General features: G+C 56.7%; 14 protein-coding genes and 1 pseudogene. 5 read left to right on the top strand and 10 right to left on the bottom strand.

All coding sequences use genetic code 11. From position 1 onward, the window contains the following. Positions 1-86: 86 nt before the first annotated feature. Positions 87-611: a ribosome biogenesis factor YjgA gene (gene yjgA / locus B3729_RS01805; protein ID WP_010797276.1), complete on the top strand. Its 525-nt coding sequence runs from the start codon at positions 87-89 to the stop codon at positions 609-611. Between the two features lie 21 nt (positions 612-632). Here yjgA and tldD read toward each other — a convergent pair whose 3' ends face one another. From tldD to mreB, 8 genes are all read right to left on the bottom strand, one after another. Beyond that, the gene (gene tldD / locus B3729_RS01800) at positions 633-2,075 is read right to left on the bottom strand and encodes a metalloprotease TldD (RefSeq protein ID WP_286786904.1); all 1,443 of its coding nucleotides are present in this window, start codon (positions 2,073-2,075) and stop codon (positions 633-635) included. Positions 2,076-2,207: 132 nt separating this feature from the next. Further along, positions 2,208-3,053, bottom strand: coding sequence for a carbon-nitrogen hydrolase family protein (locus B3729_RS01795; RefSeq protein ID WP_286786903.1), 846 nt, complete (start codon positions 3,051-3,053; stop codon positions 2,208-2,210). Between the two features lie 102 nt (positions 3,054-3,155). Further along, complete coding sequence (locus B3729_RS01790; RefSeq protein WP_286786902.1) at positions 3,156-7,010, bottom strand: YhdP family protein; 3,855 nt, start codon at positions 7,008-7,010, stop codon at positions 3,156-3,158. Between the two features lie 18 nt (positions 7,011-7,028). Next, positions 7,029-8,486 carry a ribonuclease G gene (gene rng, locus B3729_RS01785; protein WP_286786901.1) on the bottom strand — a complete coding sequence of 486 codons (1,458 nt, stop codon included), beginning with the start codon at positions 8,484-8,486 and terminating at the stop codon, positions 7,029-7,031. 68 nt (positions 8,487-8,554) lie between these two features. Then, positions 8,555-9,151 carry a Maf family protein gene (locus B3729_RS01780; protein ID WP_150347925.1) on the bottom strand — a complete coding sequence of 199 codons (597 nt, stop codon included), beginning with the start codon at positions 9,149-9,151 and terminating at the stop codon, positions 8,555-8,557. 50 nt (positions 9,152-9,201) lie between these two features. Further along, the gene (gene mreD / locus B3729_RS01775; protein WP_286786900.1) at positions 9,202-9,690 is read right to left on the bottom strand and encodes a rod shape-determining protein MreD; all 489 of its coding nucleotides are present in this window, start codon (positions 9,688-9,690) and stop codon (positions 9,202-9,204) included. Further along, positions 9,690-10,748: a rod shape-determining protein MreC gene (mreC, locus tag B3729_RS01770; protein WP_230382042.1), complete on the bottom strand. Its 1,059-nt coding sequence runs from the start codon at positions 10,746-10,748 to the stop codon at positions 9,690-9,692. The genes mreD and mreC overlap by 1 nt, the downstream gene beginning before the upstream one ends. A gap of 119 nt (positions 10,749-10,867) precedes the next feature. Beyond that, the gene (gene mreB, locus B3729_RS01765; protein ID WP_010797268.1) at positions 10,868-11,905 is read right to left on the bottom strand and encodes a rod shape-determining protein MreB; all 1,038 of its coding nucleotides are present in this window, start codon (positions 11,903-11,905) and stop codon (positions 10,868-10,870) included. A gap of 227 nt (positions 11,906-12,132) precedes the next feature. Between mreB and gatC the strand changes: the two genes are divergently transcribed. The 4 genes from gatC to B3729_RS01745 all read left to right on the top strand — a co-directional run bounded on the left by gatC (position 12,133) and on the right by B3729_RS01745 (position 16,037). Continuing rightward, positions 12,133-12,420 (top strand): Asp-tRNA(Asn)/Glu-tRNA(Gln) amidotransferase subunit GatC, encoded by a 288-nt coding sequence (gene gatC / locus B3729_RS01760; protein WP_286786899.1) that lies wholly within the window; start codon positions 12,133-12,135, stop codon positions 12,418-12,420. A gap of 14 nt (positions 12,421-12,434) precedes the next feature. Further along, a complete protein-coding gene (gene gatA / locus B3729_RS01755) occupies positions 12,435-13,892 on the top strand; it encodes an Asp-tRNA(Asn)/Glu-tRNA(Gln) amidotransferase subunit GatA (RefSeq protein WP_286786898.1) in 1,458 nt (485 codons plus the stop codon). Between the two features lie 19 nt (positions 13,893-13,911). Next, the gene (gatB, locus tag B3729_RS01750) at positions 13,912-15,357 is read left to right on the top strand and encodes an Asp-tRNA(Asn)/Glu-tRNA(Gln) amidotransferase subunit GatB (protein ID WP_286786897.1); all 1,446 of its coding nucleotides are present in this window, start codon (positions 13,912-13,914) and stop codon (positions 15,355-15,357) included. Between the two features lie 281 nt (positions 15,358-15,638). Beyond that, entirely contained in the window at positions 15,639-16,037 is a 399-nt protein-coding gene (locus B3729_RS01745; protein ID WP_286786896.1) for a septal ring lytic transglycosylase RlpA family protein, read from the top strand. A 176-nt stretch (positions 16,038-16,213) separates the two neighbouring features. On the opposite strand, the gene garD is transcribed toward B3729_RS01745, so the two are convergent. Further along, a complete protein-coding gene (gene garD, locus B3729_RS01740; RefSeq protein ID WP_286786895.1) occupies positions 16,214-17,770 on the bottom strand; it encodes a galactarate dehydratase in 1,557 nt (518 codons plus the stop codon). Between the two features lie 548 nt (positions 17,771-18,318). Continuing rightward, positions 18,319-18,454 (bottom strand): annotated as a pseudogene (locus B3729_RS01735) (5-dehydro-4-deoxyglucarate dehydratase); the annotation flags it as partial.

The raw sequence follows: 18,454 nt of genomic DNA, 5'->3' as shown, positions 1-18,454 counted from the left end.
CTCCTATACAGCGTTGGCAGCCCGGCGGACCGGACAACCGACCTTCAACTCGTTATGATGGCGACCTTTAGTTATGGACCACCCTCATGTCTGATTTTCTTGACGACGACTCCTTCTCCGGAGAGAAGAGCAAATCGCAGATCAAGCGCGAATTGCATGCCCTGCAGGACCTTGGCGCGCGCCTCGCCGGGATGAGCCCTGACCTGCTTGACCGCCTCCCCTTGACCGAGCCTTTGCGCCGCGCTTTGGCCGAGGCTCCCAAGCACAAAGCCAACGTCGCCCGGAAGCGACATACCCAGTACCTGGGCAAACTGATGCGCGATCAGGATCTTGATGCGATCATGGCCATGATCGAACAAGTCGATTCCTCGACCCGCCAGTACAACGAGCGCTTTCACGCCCTTGAACGCTGGCGGGATCGCCTGCTGGGTGGTAGCGACGAGGTCCTGCAGGCTTTTGTCGAAGACTACCCGGACGCTGACCGCCAGCACCTGCGCCAGTTGATCCGTCACGCCCAACACGAGCAGGCGCATAACAAGCCGCCGTCAGCGGCACGTAAACTGTTCAAGTACATCCGTGAACTGGATGATACCAAGCGGGGCCTGCGTTAATACGCGGCCCTTGCCTGCCTGTCAGGCACCCGTTCCTCCTACCGTGATGGCATCAATTTTCAGAGTTGGCTGGCCTACGCCAACCGGAACTGACTGGCCTTCCTTCCCGCACGTGCCAACACCGTTGTCCAGCGACAGGTCATTGCCGACCATTGATACCTGAGTCATGACTTCCGGACCGTTTCCTATCAGCGTGGCGCCCTTCACCGGCCGGGTCACCTTGCCGTTCTCGATCAGGTAAGCCTCATTGGTCGTAAAGACGAATTTACCGCTGGTGATATCGACCTGACCGCCCCCCAGGCTGGCGCAATACAGGCCATGCTCGACCGAGGCGATGATTTCTGCCGGGTCGCTTTCACCCGCCAACATATAGGTGTTAGTCATGCGAGGCATGGGCAGGTGCGCATAGGATTCACGGCGCCCGTTGCCGGTACGTGCCACTCCCATAAGCCGGGCATTGAGCTTGTCCTGCATGTATCCCTTGAGGATTCCATTCTCGATAAGCACGTTGTAGGCACCTGGCGTGCCTTCATCATCGACCGATACCGAACCACGGCGATCAGGGAGAGTGCCATCATCGACAATGGTGCATAGCGATGAAGCTACACGCTCGTTCATACGTCCGCTATAAGCCGAACTGCCCTTGCGGTTGAAATCACCTTCCAGGCCATGACCTACAGCTTCGTGCAACAGGACGCCAGACCATCCCGAGCCCAACACAACCGGTAGCGTACCCGCTGGAGCGGCAACAGCCTCCAGATTTACCAAGGCCTGCCGCACCGCTTCGCGCGCGTAGCTCATGGCACGGTCTTCACGCAGGAAGTAACGATAATCCGTGCGTCCGCCACCGCCGTTGTTGCCACGTTCCCGGCGGCCACTCTGCTCGACGACCACGTTGACATTGAAGCGCACCAGAGGGCGTACATCCGCCGCCAGCGTTCCATCGTTGGCGGCGACAAGCACCTGCTCCCAGACACCGGAAAGGCTGACCGTAACCTGTTGGATACGGGGATCCAGAGCCCGCGTGGCTACGTCAATATTTTTGAGCAGCTCGACTTTCTCTGCACGGCTCAAGACATCCAGTGGGTTTTCTTCGGGGTAAAGCCGTACCGGCTCGATGTGGCTGAATACCTGAACCTTGCCGTTATCCCCACTGCGTGAGATGGAACGTGCGGCCTGGGCAGCCTGGCTCAAGGCATCCAGCGTGATGGCGTTACTATAGGCAAACCCGGTCTTTTCACCTGATTGAGCACGGACACCAACACCTTGGTCCATATGAAAGCCACCTTCCTTGACGATGCCGTCCTCAAGCAGCCAAGACTCGGAAATCATGCTTTGGAAATACAGATCGGCGGCGTCGATTCCTGGTCCCGCCAGTTGATGAAGAACCACTGGCAGGCTGTCGATTTCAAGCCCACCTGGATTGAGAAGATGTTGACTGACAGAAGTCAGGTATTGGCTCATGCTTACTCCAATAGCCGAAAGGTCTTATGCAAGGCGTGCACAACACGTTGAAACAACACAGATCTTCTTTATTGACCTTAGCGCGTCTTGCGCGTTGTGCTTAATGGAAATGCCCAATCAAGTCGATTGTGGTCATTCGTGGCTTGGCAAGGGCGATGTTGCAAAACCAAAGCGACGATGCTGAGCAATCGGCATCCGTTCGCGTAATGTTTGTTGCTGGCCAATATCACGCCGTCCAATCATGACAGCTTCCCCTGTAGGCGACTCTTCAAGGACGCGCCCCCAAGGATCGATAATAGCGGAGTGACCCCAGGTTTCCCGACCTCGTGGATGCAGACCTCCCTGCGCAGCGGCCAGAATATAACATTGCGTTTCGATAGCCCGGGCACGTATCAAGATATCCCAATGAGCCTTTCCCGTAACAGCCGTAAATGCCGAAGGCGCAGCAATCAACTCGGCACCGGCCTCACGTAGAGAGGTGTACAACTCAGGGAAACGCAAGTCATAGCAAACCGTCAAGCCAAGCCGCCCTACAGGGGTATCCGCCACGACGATATCCTGGCCTTCCGCATAGTGATCACCCTCTCTATAGCTACCCTGCCGGTCATCCACACGGGCATTGAAGAGATGCAGCTTGTCATAACGAGCTACTCGCTCCCCTTGACCATTGATCAACAGGCAGCACGCCCTTGGCTTGGCATATGGCTGATCATCTGGAGGAAGCGGCAATGTCCCGGCGACAATCCAGAGCCCCAATGCACGAGCAGAACAGCTTAACCAAGGCAGGATTGGCCCTGCTCCTAGCGCCTCCGCCTGGCCGATCATGGCTGGATTGGAGTGACCGATCGCAACGAAATTCTCGGGCAGGACCGCCAGCTGTGCTCCAGCCTTGGCCGCCTGCTCAAGCAGACGGTATGCCGTAGCAAGATTGGCCTCTATGTCGTCTTGGCTGACCATCTGGATTACCGCAAACGTCATAGCCCACCTCGTATTGACTTGCCTATGCTACGCAGAGGATCCGCTTACGCTCAACCGACTTCTTCTGTCATGGCAGAACAGTCGCATTTCTTTGCGCAGGGTTCACTTCTTGCCCAGTGTCATCTGTGGATTTTGCCAGGGCCCGTGGATGTGATAGTTCACACTGGCCATGCGGGTTACCCTGTCACCAATCAAGCGATCCACAATGAACAGGGCTCCGCCTATGGCAGGTGCTCCTGCAATCAATGCCGCGATAGGCAGCGAGTTGGTCAAGGGCAATCCAACCTGCAAATGGGCATCGACCTGATCATGAGCCAGGTCCAGCGTCCCCTGCATTTGCATATCGGTAGAAGGGCCATCCAGAATGATGGGCTTCCGGGTTAGAAAAACACCGTTTTGCGCCTCCAGTAACCCGCTGATCGTGTCGTAACTCAGGCCGCGGCCAAAAATATCGGAAAAGTCCAGCCGCAGCCGCCGCCGTATGGCCTCGAAATTGAGCAGGCCAAACACCCGGAGCGCTGATGCAGAGCCTTCAACCTGACGCAACTGTCCGTTACGCAGGCTGGCATCCAGTGTGCCGGACAGACGATTCAGCCCCGCCCAGGCTGGCGATCCAGGCCAGCTGACGTTGGCATCAAGACGAAACTCGCGACTGGTCACACTGGATGCAAACTTCCAGGCCAGCAATACATCGGCGACGTTGTCACCCGAGAGACGACCGCTATACCGTGTACGCGTAGTGCCCGGCAACCCCTCCCAATCCATCGTACCTTCGACCTTCAGCCCCTTCAGATAGAGGTTCAGGTCTGAAAAGCGCACTCCTGCCGTCGTTGGCCGGATCCTGAGTCGCTGTGCGCCAACAGGCTCACCGCCCAGCGAAAGGGTATCAATCGATACGTCCATTGCTGGCAGGCCATGCGGGTCGATATTCGCCAGGGGATCAGGACTTTCGACGGGCTTGGCGCCCCCTGCCGGAGCAGCATGACTGGGAAAGTCCAAGTGTTTGAGCGCAAGCGTAATGGGTACCTTGCGGTCTTCCGGCAACCGTACCTGGCCAGCAATGACCGAGCTATCGAGCGTAAGCACCCAGACATTACTTTGTGGTTCCAGCTGAACAGCGAGGTTTTCGACGGTCTGACCGAAACCTTCGAAATGCACTACCTTGAGCTGCCCGCCCGCAAGTATTGAGAATATGGAGTCGGGCGAGGCAGGCCCCCCACCGGAGCGCGTAGCCGGTTCCTTACCAGGCGTAACGTACTTTTCGATAGCGACCTGCCATTCACTCAGCACGAGACGATCCAGGGCGCCACGAACCCGGATTCCCTGACCGCTCGGGAGATTGGCTGTGCCATTTCCCAGAACAACCTCACCACGGGCCTCGGTCAAGCGATCCGGCGGTGCGACGATAACGGCATCCGCCAAGCCTTGATACGTCGCCTCATAACGACGCTCGGGCCCATTGAGTGTCATACTGAAAAAACCGTCATGGGCGGTCTGCGGATCCTTGCCAAACGGTGCTGGCAGATCAATAGCTACCCCTTGAAGATTCGAGGCTACTACGATTTCGCTGGCCTCGTTTGCCAGGGTCAGGCTCATGCGATACGGAATATCGCCTGACACTGGCAAGGGCCGGCCTCCAACACCCAGCCATTGGGTAAGCTGACTGAGCGCTACCTTGCCCTCAGCCACGAGGCGGGTCTTGGGATCGGTCTGGTTCCCTTCGGCGAACGCCTTGCCGTGGGCCTGACTGCCCAATATCTGCGCCTTGATATCCGGTGCGCTCAAGCCTCGTGTCGTGTCATAGCGAAACGCACCGCGGATATTGGTGACATCGAGCATGGGATTTGCCAGCTGTAACCGGGCCCCATTAGCCACGAAATCCACAATCACCTTGGGCGGTAGCCCATGATCAAAAGGCAAATCCAGGTCAAGCTTACCCTTTAGAGCCCCTTCCCCCCGCCATCCCTTGAATGTCTCGGCTGTCGGTAACGGCGTCTCCTGCAAGATCGTGAGCCCGTCCTTTACACTACTGTCCAAGTCACTTTTCAGATACAGATGGACCGTACTGCCATCGTGTCGCAGCGGGATGGTGACATTTGCCTTGCTGACCTGGGTATCCAGGATTCGCCCCTCCGGTACCTGAATGCGAATGGCATCATCTTCAATGACTATATCGCCGCTGGCCTCACGCAACTCTGGCCAACCCGGCTGGTAGGCAAGCAATGCGTCGTGGACGCGAAAGAAAAGACTCATGGTACGTGCACCCGGCGGTGCATCGTGCATCAGGGAACCCTGATACTGGTAAATACCTTCATCAATATGGCCACCCTTGATCGCGGTCTTGAGCCAGTCAGCCAGAGGGCCGCTCATCGCGGGTGTCCGGGTAGGCAGATACTTGGCGGTATAGCGCGCATCACCATTGCGCAGCCCAACACGCAGGTCCATGTAGCTTTCAATGCCTGGCTTGCGCGCCAGCCGGATGAACATGTCACCGGCGGCATCACCCTCTTCACCCGAGACGCGCATCAATGGACTCGACAAGGTAAAGCTGTCATCGCTTAAAGACCAATTCAAGCGCGCTTTGGCTGTACGGTACTGCCACGGTTCAGGAAACAGGGTGGCCAGATGCAGCGAGAAGTTGGTGGTATCCAGCCGCAATTCGCCATGCAGCAGTCCGCCAGTTGCACTACCACTGGCATTCTCGACAGCCGGCGTACCGTGATAGGCCGAGAACCCTACCTTTTCCAGGTTAGCTGCAAACGCCAGACGATCAGCAAGACTTTCCTGGGATTGGTAGTCCAGCGAGATGTTACGTAGCGCACCATGCGGACTAAGTGCCGATAACGCTGACGCCACATTTTCAGGTAAAGGCGCAAGTGCCTGGACGGCGGCCGTCAATGGTGCCAGATCGAGCCGGTCGGCACGTACCTGCCAGCGATCCGCTGTATCATTGCGCTGAACCGCTAATGTCACACCACTCCAACGCTTTTCCCCAAGGCTTACCGCAAGATCGGAACCGATGGCTCGCCAGCCGTTTTTCTCGCGGGTAAATGCAAGGTTCAGGGCGAGGTCATCAAGACCAGCAGGCGCACGGGTACCATACGAAGCCACCAGCCGAGCCGCATTGAGTCGCAAGGCTGCGTCTTGAGGCACTCCATGAGCCCAGTCAAGCCAGACCTCTCCTCCTGCATGTAACTCATGCAGCTGCCACTGCCGCGTCAGAGTACGTGGCACCCACTGTGCCCAGTCCGTCTGGGGCAGGCTCAAATAGCTCTTGAATCGGCTGTCCTGCCAATGCGCCAAATCGACCTGCCCCTGGACGTCCAAGGCCAAGGGCTGCCCGTCAGGTAGATTCAAACGCGCATCGAGGCGGACGTCGCCGTTACGTCTCGTAGACAGCGTTGCCTCGACATAGCGCAGCGTAAACACTTTTCCTTCGTGGGATAAAACGCTGAGCTGTCCATTGAGTACTGATAGTCGCCCAAGCGAGGGCAGCCACTTGAGAAGCGGTGCGGGATCAAAAGGCTTTTGCTCATCATCACGCTGGGGCAGTCCTGCGATACGCCAGAGCCCATCCGCTTCTTCCAGCAACTCGAGTCGTACACCGTCGAGGCTGGCATAACTCAGTATGGGCTGCCAGTGCAGGAGGCTCTGGAACATATTCGGCACAACCCTGATTCGCTCCAGATGCAGAGGCTGGCTGCCCTCACCCAGTTCCAGGTCCTGCAGGTCAATGACAGGATTGAGTCCTTGCCAGCTTCCCTTCAAGGCGCCCAGGCGTACAGGCTGCTTCAAGGCGCTGCTCAAGCGCGCCTCAACGTCGGCTCTATACTCGGCAACGCCCGGTATGAGTTGGCGCCCTACGCTGACATAAAGCGCCAGCAGGATCAGGATCAGAGCACACAGACCGAAACCAAGGCGCAGGAGTGTTCCGATGAAGCGGCCCAACCCTGTCATCAGCCTAAGCTCAGCGGCTTACAGCAGTACAACATCATATTGCTCCTGGGAGTACATAGGTTCGACCTGAAACTTGATCGTTCGACCGATAAAAGCTTCCAGGTCCGCTACATTGCCTGACTCCTCATCAAGAAGACGGTCTACCACCTTCTGATTGGCCAACACGAGATAGGAGTTTGCCTGGTAAGCGCGTGCTTCGCGCAGAATTTCACGGAAGATTTCGTAGCAGATAGTTTCAGCCGTCCGCAGCATGCTACGTCCCTGGCACGCCGGACAAGGCTCACACAGGACCTGCGACAGACTCTCACGTGTGCGCTTGCGCGTCATCTGGACGAGACCAAGCTCAGTAATGCCAATGATGTTGGTTTTGGCGTGATCGCGCTCCAGCTGCTTCTCCAGATTGCGAAGCACTTGGCGCTGATGCTCTTCATCTTCCATGTCGATGAAATCGATAATGATGATGCCGCCCAGGTTTCGCAGCCGTAACTGCCGGGCAATTGCCGTAGCTGCCTCAAGATTGGTCTTGAAGATCGTCTCTTCCAGGTTACGGTGCCCTACGAATGCACCTGTATTCACGTCTATCGTAGTCATCGCCTCGGTCTGATCGATGATCAGATACCCGCCCGATTTGAGCATGACCTTTCGCTCAAGCGCCTTCTGGATTTCATCCTCGACGCCATACAAATCGAAAATCGGACGCTCGCCAGGATAATGCTCCAGGCAATCAGATACTTCAGGCATCAGCTCGGATACGAACTGGCCAATTCGCTGGAAGTTTTCCCGAGAGTCCACACGAATCTTTTCACTGCGCGGACTGACCAGATCCCGCAAGGTACGCAATGGAAGGTCAAGGTCTTCATAGATGGTCGTAGGCGCAGGCACCTTATTCATCTGAGAATGAATCTGAGCCCACAGCCGCCGCAAGTAGCGGATATCCGCCTTGATTTCATCTTCACGCGCGCCCTCCGCCGCCGTACGAAGAATAAAGCCACCGGCTTCCTCGATACACTCGTTGGCGATGCACTTTTCAACAATGTTCTTGAGCCGTTCACGCTCGGCTTCATCTTCGATTTTCAGCGAGATGCCCACATGATTGGTCTTGGGCATGTACACCAGATAGCGTGAGGGAATTGAAAGGTGCGTCGTCAGGCGCGCCCCCTTGGTTCCGATTGGATCCTTCGTGACCTGAACGACCAGACTTTGCCCCTCATGAACCAGGGCACTGATGCTTTCGACAGCACTGCCCTCGCGGGTAGAAATCTCGGCAGCATGAATAAAGGCGGCCCTGGCCAGCCCAATATCCACAAAGGCCGCCTGCATCCCAGGCAGGACTCTGACAACCTTGCCTTGATACAGATTGCCTACAATGCCCCGGCGCATCGTGCGTTCGATATGAACCTCTTGCAGAACGCCGTTTTCAACAACCGCCACCCGAGACTCCATCGGGGTGATGTTGATCAAGATTTCTTCGCTCATAGACTTATCCATTATTCGAGGTGTCTTGCAGCTTATCGGTATCGGCGCTATCTAGGGTATTAACCTTTTCAACGAGGTACATTGGGCTGCCAGCATGGTATGCCAAACGTTGATAACAGCTCCGCTGTTTCACAAAGGGGGAGTCCGACGATGCTGCTATAGCTTCCCGCTATATGTTGAACAAAGACAGCGCCCAGCCCCTGGATTCCGTAACCGCCTGCCTTGTCGGCCGGCTCACCGCTTGCCCAATAGGCTTGACGCTCGTCTTCACTGATAGGCCTGAACGTTACTTCGCTCGACACGACGCGCGCCAGGCACAGATCTTTACTGGCTACGGCAACTGCGGTCAGAACGGTATGCGTCTTGCCGCTCAAGCGAACCAACATGTCCATGCCATGCTCGCGGCTTTCCGGCTTGCCCAGAATATGCCCATCCAACACGACGCTAGTGTCGGCTCCCAGGACGCAATCAACCGTGTCACCAGACAAAAGTGCCAGACCTGCCTGTGCCTTGCTTCTGGCAAGACGTTCGACATAGGCATCTGCTGTCTCGCCAGGCAGCACGGCCTCATTAATTTCGGCCGAAAGACGTTCGAACGGCACACCGATTTGCTCAAGCAACTCACGACGGCGTGGAGATCCGGAAGCAAGATACAGACGTGGCATAGAAGGCTCCTTGAAACGCTCACGTCAGCAGATCAGCCGCCGACGCCACGTCAACTTACATTGAAACGCGTTCGCAAATCACGTAGCACCAGATATACCCAAGGCCAGAGCAAGGCGCTGACCAGGGAGGGTGCAAGAAATACCAGGGTGGGTGGACGATTACCCGTCAACGTATTCAGCCAGAGCTGAACCAGCTGCGAGATGCCATAGACGACCAGCAGCACAAAGCCCTGCTGCCAAATGGGAAAGACGCGAAGCCGCTGTTGTAATGATTGCACCAGAAAAACTACCAGGCTCAGAATCAGGGCATTCTGGCCAAGCAGATTTCCGTACAGCACATCCTCTGCCAATCCGAAAACCCAGGCCGTACTCAGGCCTACCCGGTGAGGCAGCGCCAACGTCCAGAACGTCAAGAACATGGACAGCCATAAGGGCCGCCCGATTTCAATGAAGTCCGGCATTGGCGCAACCGAAAGCAACAGCCCCACCAACAATGTCAGCCAGATAACCCAGCCGTTATGGCCGATCCGAAAGGCCATTAACGGGCCTCCTGGGCGCGTTGTGTCGAGGCGGCCGGGGCTTGGCTGGACTGCGGCTTGGCGGCAGGCTTCGCGGGCTGAGTCTGGGGCTTGGCCGACTGAGCAGCCGGAGCCGCCGCGTTGGTCGCTGGTGTCTTGTTATTACCACTGGCTGGCTGAGCGGGATTATTAACCTGGGCGGGCGAGGTTGCCGCTGGCGTTGTTCCCTGCTGCTCCTGGGACACTTTGCGATCCGCTTCTTCCTGGGCCCGGGCAGCATCGTAGGCCCGTTCCTCAGGTGTACGTGGATCACTGAAGACCAATAGCACATAGCGACTGCGGTTCAGCTTGGCAGTGGGTACAGCTCGCACAATGGCAAACGGTTGCCCTGAGTCATGCACTACTTCGGTCACGGTTGCGACCGGGTACCCCGCAGGAAACCGCTGCCCCAAACCAGAGCTGACCAGTAGATCGCCTTCCTTGATATCGGCGGTATCGGCCACATGGCGCAGTTCAAGACGCTCAGGGTTACCAGTTCCCATGGCGATAGCACGCAAACCATTGCGGTTGACCTGAACAGGAATGCTATGGGTGACGTCCGTCAACAGCAGGACACGGGCGGCATAGGGCATGACTTCGACCACCTGCCCCATCAACCCACTGGCGTCTAACACCGGCTGGCCGATAAAGACCCCATCCTTCGCGCCTTTGTCGATCAGGATACGGTGAGTAAACGGATTCGGATCGACGCCGATCAGCTCGCTGACCAGCACCTTGTCGTCCACCAGGGCGGCAGAATTGAGCAATTCCCGAAGGCGTACGTTTTGCTCGGTCAAGGCCGCCAGCTTTTGCAGGCGACGCTGCATAAGCAGTGCTTCAGCCTTGAGGCGCTCGTTTTCAGCCATGATTTCAGTACGGCTGGAAAACTGATCGCGCACGGCTTGCCAGGCACGAACCGGGAGATCGGCTGCCCAATAGAATGGTGTAAGCACCAGGCCCATTTCGCTGCGCACCGGCTTCAGATAATCGAAGCGGGCATCTACCACCATCAGGCTGACAGACAGAACAGCCAGAGCCAGCAGACGGACGCCAAGCGAAGGACCCTTGGAAAATATACGCTTGATGGTCTCGTCCTCGAAGCGTCAATCATGACAACATCAAGGCCCGCCATGCAGGCCCTGATATTCATGCATGCGACTTATTCGGTGGAAAGAAGATCCATAGCGTGACGGTCCATCATCTCCAACGCCTTGCCGCCACCGCGGGCAACACACGTCAGAGGATCTTCCGCCACGATCACCGGCAGGCCGGTTTCCTGCGCCAGGAGCTTGTCCAGATCACGTAGCAGAGCACCACCACCGGTCAGGACCAGACCGCGCTCGGCAATATCCGAAGCCAACTCCGGCGGGGACTGCTCCAGGCAGCTCTTGACCGCCTGGACGATGGTCGCCAGCGATTCCTGCAGGGCTTCCAGCACTTCGTTGGAGTTCAACGTAAAGCTGCGCGGTACGCCTTCAGCCAGATTGCGGCCGCGGACGTCGATTTCACGCAGGTCACCGCCCGGGTAGGCCGTACCGATTTCCTGCTTGATGCGCTCAGCGGTAGATTCACCGATCAGGCTGCCGTAGTTGCGGCGGACATAGGTCACGATCGCCTCATCGAAGCGGTCACCGCCTACGCGTACGGACTCGGCATAGACAACACCGTTCAGGGAGATCAAGGCGATCTCGCTGGTGCCGCCACCGATGTCCACTACCATCGAACCACGCGCTTCCTCAACCGGAAGACCTGCACCAATGGCAGCTGCCATCGGCTCTTCGATCAGGAAGACTTCACGGGCGCCAGCGCCCAGAGCCGATTCGCGAATGGCACGGCGCTCGACCTGGGTGGACTTGCACGGTACGCAGATCAGTACACGAGGACTTGGCTGGAGAAAGCTGTTCTCGTGCACTTTGTTGATGAAGTACTGCAACATTTTTTCACAAACGCTGAAGTCTGCAATCACACCATCCTTCATCGGTCGGATCGCAGAAATATTGCCAGGCGTACGACCCAGCATGCGTTTGGCGTCGGTACCGACGGCAACTACACTCTTCTGATTGCCATGCGTACGAATGGCAACAACGGATGGCTCGTCAAGGACAATACCGCGATCCCGGACATAAATGAGGGTATTGGCTGTACCCAGGTCGATCGACAGATCGCTGGAAAACATGCCACGCAACTTTTTGAACATGAAGTGACCCTAGGCGGTGGCGTCAGGCACGCAGATGAAACGCGTGGGAAAAATTGCGGCAGACTCTAACAACGGCAGGGATTTTGAGCAAGGCGGTGATGTGCTAGATTGCTCGTTTCTGCGGCCCTCTTAGGCCTTTCTTAACGCGGTGCTTGACCGCCTACCGTGCAAATCTCTCGATTTATGACTTTCGCCATGGTCAAGCCCCGATATTGCTGGAGAATCCGATGGCGCTCGAACGCTCCGACGTCGAAAAGATCGCTCACCTGGCCAGACTAGGTCTTAACGATGCCGATATTGAACGGACCACCGGGACGTTGAATGACATCCTCGGCCTGATTGATCGCATGCAGGCCGTCAATACCGATAGCGTCGAACCCCTGGCGCATCCGCTGGAAGCCGTACAACGCCTGCGACCCGACGAAGTCACCGAAACCAATCAGCGTGACGCCTACCAGACTATCGCCCCGGCGGTCGAAAACGGCCTGTTCCTGGTACCCAAGGTGATTGAGTAATGAAGGACACCCCTATGCATACATTGACCCTGGCCGAGATCAGCCGTGCGCTATCGGCAAAGGAATTTTCTGCCGAGGAATTGACTCGCACCCTGCTGGACCGCATCGCCCGGGTTGATCCACAGCTCAACAGCTTTATCACCGTGACAGAAACACAGGCCATTGAGCAGGCCAAAATCGCCGATCAGCGCCGATCAGCGGGCGAAACCGGCGCGCTCCTGGGGGCACCGATCGCACACAAAGACCTCTTCTGCACCCAGGGCATTCGCACCAGCTGTGGTTCGAAGATGCTCGACAACTTCATCGCGCCCTATAACGCTACCGTCGTTCAGAAACTGGCCGATGCCGGCGTGGTAAGCCTTGGCAAGCTGAACATGGACGAGTTCGCGATGGGCTCGGCCAACGAATCCAGCCACTACGGCCCGGTCAAGAATCCCTGGGATACCTCTCGTATTCCAGGCGGTTCTTCAGGTGGCTCATCGGCGGCAGTAGCGGCTCGCCTCGTCCCGGCTGCAACCGGTACCGATACCGGCGGCTCGATCCGTCAGCCTGCGGCGCTAACCAACCTGACTGGCCTCAAGCCTACCTATGGACGCGTTTCCCGCTGGGGCATGATTGCGTATGCCTCCAGCCTCGATCAAGGCGGCATGCTGGCTCGCAACGCCGAAGACTGCGCCCTACTCTTGCAGGCAATGGCTGGCTTCGACCCCAAGGACTCCACCAGCGTAGACCAACCGGTCGATGACTATCTGGCCTGCCTGGAAAAGCCTCTTGCAGGCCTGCGCATTGGCCTGCCGAAAGAGTATTTCGGTGAGGGCTTGGACAGCCGTATCGCAGATCTTACGCTCAAGGCTGTAGAAGAGTTGAAGGCGCTGGGCGCAACCGTCAAGAACATCAGCCTGCCAAACATGCAGCACGCGATTCCTGCCTATTACGTGATCGCACCGGCGGAAGCGTCTTCCAACCTGTCGCGCTATGACGGTGTACGTTTCGGTTATCGCTGTGAAGACCCGGCAGACCTGACCGACCTGTACAAACGCTCTCGCGCAGAAGGCTTTGGTGATGAGGTTCGCCGCCGGATCATGGTGGGCACTTATGCACTTTCTGCCGGTTACTATGATGCCTACTACCTGAAGGCACAGCGTATCCGCCGCCTGATCAAGAATGACTTCATGACCGCCTTTAATGACGTGGACGTCATTCTCGGCCCGACGACGCCCAGCGTGGCGTGGAAACTCGGCGAGAAGAACAACGATCCTGTGGCTGAATACCTGATGGATATCTATACCATCACTGCCAACCTTGCCGGCGTTCCTGGTCTTTCGATGCCGGCCGGCTTTGTCGACGGCCTGCCCGTTGGCGTACAGCTGCTGGCCCCCTACTTCCAGGAAGGCCGCCTGCTCAACATCGCCCATCAGTACCAGAAGGCAACTGATTGGCATACGAAAGCCCCGACTGGGTTCCTGGAATAGAAGGCAGAGGACGACTCACATGCAATGGGAAACCGTGATCGGGCTGGAAATTCACGCACAGCTCTCCACGAAATCGAAGATATTTTCTGGCAGCTCCACCACCTTTGGTGCCGAGCCTAACACCCAGGCCAGCCTGATCGACCTGGGCATGCCCGGCGTACTGCCGGTAGTCAACCAGGAAGCAGTGCGCATGGCCGTCAAGTTTGGCCTGGCCATCGACGCACACATTGGCCAGCGTAACGTTTTTGCGCGCAAGAACTACTTCTACCCTGACCTGCCCAAGGGCTATCAGATCAGCCAGATGGAATTGCCTATCGTAGGCAAGGGCCACCTGGACATTACATTAGACGACGGTACCGTCAAGCGCATCGGTATCACCCGTGCGCATCTGGAAGAAGATGCGGGCAAGAGCCTGCACGAGGACTTCCAGGGCATGACGGGCATCGACCTGAACCGCGCCGGCACGCCACTTCTGGAGATTGTTTCCGAGCCGGATATCCGCAGCGCCAAGGAGGCCGTCGCCTATGTAAAGGCTGTTCATGCACTGGTGCGCTACCTGGGCATCTGTGACGGCAACATGAACGAAGGCTCACTGCGTTGCGACTGTAACGTCTCGGTTCGCCCGAAGGGCCAGGCCGAGTTCGGAACACGCGCCGAGATCAAGAACGTTAACTCCTTCCGCTTCATTGAGAAGGCGATCAACCGCGAAGTCCAACGCCAGATTGAGCTCATTGAGGATGGTGGCAAGGTTGTTCAGGAAACCCGCCTGTATGACCCGAATAAAGACCAGACTCGCTCCATGCGCAGCAAGGAAGAGGCAAATGACTACCGCTACTTCCCTGATCCCGACCTGCTGCCCGTGGTGATCGAAGAAAGCTTCCTTGAAGAGACCCGCAGCCTGCTGCCGGAGCTGCCGCAGCAGAAGCGTGAGCGCTTTGAGCGTGACTTTGGCCTATCTACGTATGACGCGACGGTCCTCTCCTCCAGCCGTGAAATGGCCGATTATTTCGAGCAGGTCCAACAGGTCAGCGGCGATGCCAAATTGGCCGCCAACTGGGTCATGGGTGAGCTTTCCAGCCTGCTCAACAAGCAGGACCTGGATATCGCCGACTCGCCGGTTTCCGCTGAGCACTTAGGCGGTATGATTCTGCGTATCAAGGACAGCACCATTTCCGGCAAGATCGCCAAGATGGTGTTCGAAGCCATGGCTGCCGGCGAAGGTTCTGCCGATGAGATCATCGAAAAGAAAGGCCTCAAGCAGGTAACCGACACCGGCGCTATTGAGTCCATGCTGGATGAGGTTCTGGCAGCCAACGCAGCCCAGGTAGAGCAGTACCGCGCCAGTGATGAGGCCAAGCGCGGAAAGATGTTTGGCTTCTTCGTAGGCCAGGCGATGAAGGCCTCCAAAGGCAAGGCCAATCCTCAGCAAGTCAACGAATTGCTGAAGAAAAAGCTGGAAGGTTAACCTCCTCCGATAGCCATGACGCAACCTTGCGTCATGGCTATGCCACTCACGAATCTACTTCTTCTTTCTTCATTTTTCTTTTTCAACCGATGCGAAGCAGTCGAGCTTTCTGAGCGATGGACTTGGCCTGCGCCTGTAGATTACGCACGCTTATACAATCTTCAGGGCTGAATGTCGGACTAGTCCTGGAATGTGTTTCAGCACGTAATTACAGCGAAACGGCTTGAACTCAAGAGAGTCATATAGCCAATCTGATATCAAATCGCCAGGAAGCTTTCGATATGTCATGGAACCTACGCATTGCTCTTCTATCGCTCACCATACTGTTTGCCGGGTGTGCCAACCGAGAGCCTTATTCTTCACCCATGTCACCTGCTGCTGTTCATGGTTACCAGGACTCCGGCCTCGCTTCTTACTACGCCAAACGCCATGCCGGACGCCGCACTGCCAGCGGAGAACGCTACAATCCTTCGGAGATGACAGCCGCTCATCGTACGCTGCCCTTTGGCACGCGAGTCGAGGTGACCAACCTGAGCAACGGAAAGCGTGCAGTCGTACGCATCAATGACCGTGGTCCTCACGTACGTGGACGGATTATTGATCTGTCACGCAATGCGGCCAGTTCAATCGGCTTGATTTCTGATGGCGTTGCGAAAGTCCAGATCAGGGCCTTGGACTGATTTGACTAGACGGGGCTAGTCATGCGTTGGAGCCGAGAGGTCAGCTTGCCTTGTACCTAGCTAGCGTCCTGCATGAGGAACGCCTTTTCAATTCGCTGTCTCGAACCAGGCGCTTATCCTGATAGGCAAAAAACAGCGGAGCACCAGGCTCCGCTGTTTTGTACTTCACTTAGCCATCAGGTCACTGGAGCCGGATTGAACAGTGTCAGATCGTTATGCAGCTTGTGGTGCTCAGCCCATGTCTTTTTGCGGCCACTGGCAACATCCAGGTAGAGATGAAAAATCTCCCAACCCAACTCTTCCAGTGTCATTCGGCCCGATGTCACCCGACCGGCGTCTACGTCGATCAGATCCGGCCAGCGCTGTGCCAACTGGGTACGCGTTGCCACCTTGATGACGGGCACCATGGCCAGACCATAAGGCGTTCCGCGACCTGTGGTAAAGATATGCAGGTTCATGCCAGCGGCCAGCTGTAATGTACCGCAGATAAAGTCACTGGCAGGCGTTGCGCAGTAATACAGGCCTTTACCCTTGACACGCTCGCCTGGCGATACCACCCCTGCAATAGGGCTGGAACCCGACTTGGCAATCGAGCCCATAGCTTTTTCCACAATGTTGTTCAGGCCACCCTTCTTGTTACCGGGCGTGGTGTTCGCACTGCGATCTGCCATACCGCGATCCAGATAGCGGTCGTACCAATCCATTTCACGAACCAAGGCCTTGGCGACTTCAGGTGTAGCCGCCCGCGAGGTCAGCAGATGGATACCGTCGCGCACCTCGGTGTTTTCCGAGAACATCACGGTAGCCCCTGCACGCACTAGCAGGTCAGCCGCAACACCCAATGCCGGATTGGCTGTTACCCCGGAAAACGCGTCACTGCCGCCGCATTGCATCCCAACCACCAGATCGGAAGCCGGACATGGCTCACGACGGCGCTCATTGAGTACCTTCAGGCGATCCTCGATCATGCCAAGAATCTGCTCGACCATACCGCTGAAACCGGTATTGGAATCCTGGAGGCGGAACAGCCATTCCTCTTCATCGATACCAGAGGGCAATTCATCGTCCGGCATGATCTGGCTGGCCTGAAGCTTTTCACATCCCAGGCTGATCACCAGCGCCTGGCCACCGAGGTTGGGATTACGACTGATGTTACGCAGCGTACGAATGGGTACGACAGCATCGGGGGCGTTGATCGCTACACCGCAACCATAGCTGTGAGTCAATGCGATGACATCATCCACATACGGATACTTGGGCAGCAGCTCCTTGCGGGCACGCTCGATGCAATGATCAAGCACACCGGTCACACATTGAACCGTGGTGGTCACGCCCAGGATATTGCGCGTCCCGACGCTACCGTCCGGGTTTCTGAAACCCTCAAAGGTAAAACCTTCCAGCGGAGGCTGGGTAGGCGGTACATCAGTTGCCAGCGGCAGGTTGTCCAGCGGGGGCGGCGAAGGCAGGCTAAGCAACTCCTCTTTCACCCAGGAGCCCCGTAGAATGGGTTTCAGGGCATATCCGATCACTGTGCCATAGCGCAGAACAGCGCCGCCTTCGGGGATATCAACCAGCGTTACCTTGTGACTTTGCGGAACGGCCTCAATGGTCACGAGACCGTCTGGAAACTGGCCACCGGCTGCAACACCTTGCTCGTTTACAACGATTGCGACGTTATCGTCAGCATGAAGTCGGATGTAACGAGGCGAGTCCTGGTGTTCAATCAACTGCATGACTCACTCCTTCTTATACTCACTCAGGCTAAGGCATGCGAACAGAGCGATGCTCTGCCCGCGTTCTGTTATTCAACGTAAACCGACGGTCAACTCATCCATCTCCATACCTGCGCGGTGAGTCACCGATACACACGCGGACGCCTCTCCACGCTTCGCCACTGGTTGCAATAAAGAGCACCTGATCGACTCGCCACTAGACAAATGACAGGTTCTGGCAACCCTCAGCGTTCCGATAAGGGAGCCGACCATGGCAAGCGGGATAACTAAAGATAAGCGTTCAGAAAAGCTGATCGCGCGCAGAATGCGGGGTCTGCGAATGCCAAGAGCACCGAGCAATGAAGTGCCTGATAAGGCAAGCGATGTCACACTGACTCGGTTGATATTCACTCTGCCCCCACTCGTTATTCTTGTCGCGGGTAGTCTTTTATAGCCAGGCGAGAACATCGCCTTTGCTTACACAACCAAATGATAGCGCAATCATTTCAGAACACAATAAAACAAAAATGGCTGACTGGTCTACTAAAACCAGTCAGCCATTTACACACTTACTGCGGACCGAGTTTGTCCATCAGCGCAGCCAGGCGCTCGTACTCGTCAGGCTTGAGATCAGTCAGCGGTGCACGCACCGGACCGGCATCGTAACCTGCGATCTTCGCACCAGCCTTGACGATGCTTACCGCA

Origin of the sequence: Pseudomonas sp. UBA3149 (genome assembly GCF_002364655.1) — a bacterium.
Classification (GTDB): domain Bacteria; phylum Pseudomonadota; class Gammaproteobacteria; order Pseudomonadales; family Pseudomonadaceae; genus Chryseomonas; species Chryseomonas luteola.
Note: the sequence above shows the minus strand (reverse complement) of the source record. Positions and strands in the feature narration are given on the sequence as shown.